This is a genomic window from Streptomyces calidiresistens, assembly GCF_014141525.1.
Classification (GTDB): domain Bacteria; phylum Actinomycetota; class Actinomycetes; order Streptomycetales; family Streptomycetaceae; genus Streptomyces; species Streptomyces calidiresistens.
Genome location: NZ_VKHS01000965.1, coordinates 1 through 1,823 on the forward strand (window position 1 = coordinate 1; position 1,823 = coordinate 1,823).

The following is a 1,823-nucleotide window of genomic DNA, read 5'->3' on the forward strand; positions in this document are numbered from 1 at the left end:
CCCCCGCCGACCGCCTGCGCGCGGCCCTGGACGCGCTGCTCGACGGTCTGCCCGAGCGCTCCACCGCGGCTGCGGTGGAGCGGCTGATCCACCACTACCGGGGCCGCACCCCGACCGACGCCCCGATCCTGCGGGACCGCGCGGACGCCGCCGCCTACGCCGCCTACCGGATGCCCGCCACCTTCGGCGCGGTCTCCGCCGCCCTGCGCGCCCTGGCGGCCCGCACGCCGGGATGGGCACCGGCCTCCCACCTGGACGTGGGCGGCGGCACCGGGGCGGCGGTCTGGGCCGCCGACGCGGTCTGGCCGGGCGGACGCCCGGTCACCGTCCTGGACTGGGCCGGTCCCGCGCTGGACCTGGGGCGGGAGCTGAGCCGGGGCCCGGGGGCGCCCCCGGCGCTGCGCGCCTCCGAGTGGCGCCGGGCCCGCCTGGCGCCCGGCCTCGACCTGCCGGCGGCCGAGCTGGTGACCGTCTCCTACGTGCTGGGCGAACTGACCGCGGAGACCCGCGACGCCGTGGTGGACGCCGTCGCGCGGACCGCGGGCCGGGTCGCCGTGTTCGTCGAGCCGGGCACCCCGGAGGGCTTCGCCCGGATCCGCCGGGTCCGGGAACGGCTGACCGGCGCGGGGATGACTCTGCTCGCCCCCTGCCCGCACGACGGGGAGTGCCCGATCGTGCCCGGCGCCGACTGGTGCCACTTCGCCGCCCGCATCGGTCGCTCCGCGCTGCACCGTCGGATCAAGGGCGGGGAACTCGGTCACGAGGACGAGAAGTACTCCTGGGCGGCGGCGGCGCGTCCCCCGCTGCCCGCCGGCGCGTCCCCGGCCCCGGTCCGGATCGTGCGCCGCCCGCGCGTGCGCAAGGGACTGGTCCTGCTGGACCTGTGCACCCGGGACGACGGGTTGCGGGAGCGGACCGTCACCCGCCGCGACCGGGAGGCCTACCGGGCCGCCCGCCGCGCGACCTGGGGCGACGCGGCGGAATCCCCGCCGGGCGCCGGGGACGCCGCCCCCGACACCGACGGCTGAGCGACGGCGCCCCGGCCCCGCGCCCCGGCCGGCTCCCGGCCGCGCACCGCTCGCCGGTCGTCCCCCGGATGGCCACATTCCGGCCCCGATGCGTTCACGGGTCGGTCACCGACGGGCGGGAACATGCCGGCGGCATGACACCGGTGTGACGAACGTGTCACCGTTTTCGACCTTTCGGCGTCCTCCGGATTACCCATTCCCGTCGAGCACAGGGCAGGATGGTCGGACAACGGCCACGCGGACCTCGGAGAAGTGAGGCGGTAGTCAGCCCATGAAACGCGAGCGCGCTTTGCCCCGATGGATGCGGTCCCGTGCGGCCCGACGCGCCGCCGGGGCGGACGCCGCCGCCCGGGCCCGGGAGGATCTGCTGCTCGCCGCCGGTGACGGCGGGCGCGGCGGAGCCGGCGCCGATCGGTCCCGGCAGCCGGGCCGGCGGCACGAGCACGTAACTGCCCCGACAGTGCCAGCGCAGCCCGGGGTGCTCGGCCATGGTCTCGGGGTGGCAGTCCAGCTCGCAGGGCCACCACTCGTCCTCGTCCTCGGGGGTGCCCCGGGTGGCGGTGAAGAAGAGCATCCGCCGGTCCTGTTCGATCAACGCCACCGGGCCGACCTCCACGCCGGCGGCGGCGAGCCGCTCCAGGGCCGCGTGACCTGCCTCGAGGGGCACGTCCAGCACGTCGTGCACCCGACCGGTGGCGGTGACGAAGTTCGCCTCCGGCTCGGCGCGCAGCCAGCGCAGCACCCGGCCGGAGTCGGTCCCCGCCTGGGTCTGCCACGCGGGGGAAAGGGGGTGCC

At 77.7% G+C, this 1,823-nt stretch carries 2 protein-coding genes; one reads left to right on the forward strand and one right to left on the reverse strand.

Going from position 1 to position 1,823, the window contains the following annotated elements; genetic code table 11:
• Positions 1-1,028 (forward strand): small ribosomal subunit Rsm22 family protein (locus FOE67_RS24580; RefSeq protein WP_182667018.1); only part of this gene is annotated, 1,028 nt, incomplete at its 5' end.
• Positions 1,029-1,185: 157 nt separating this feature from the next.
• Here FOE67_RS24580 and FOE67_RS29710 read toward each other — a convergent pair.
• Positions 1,186-1,823 (reverse strand): bifunctional DNA primase/polymerase (locus FOE67_RS29710; RefSeq protein ID WP_228474252.1); only part of this gene is annotated, 638 nt, incomplete at its 5' end.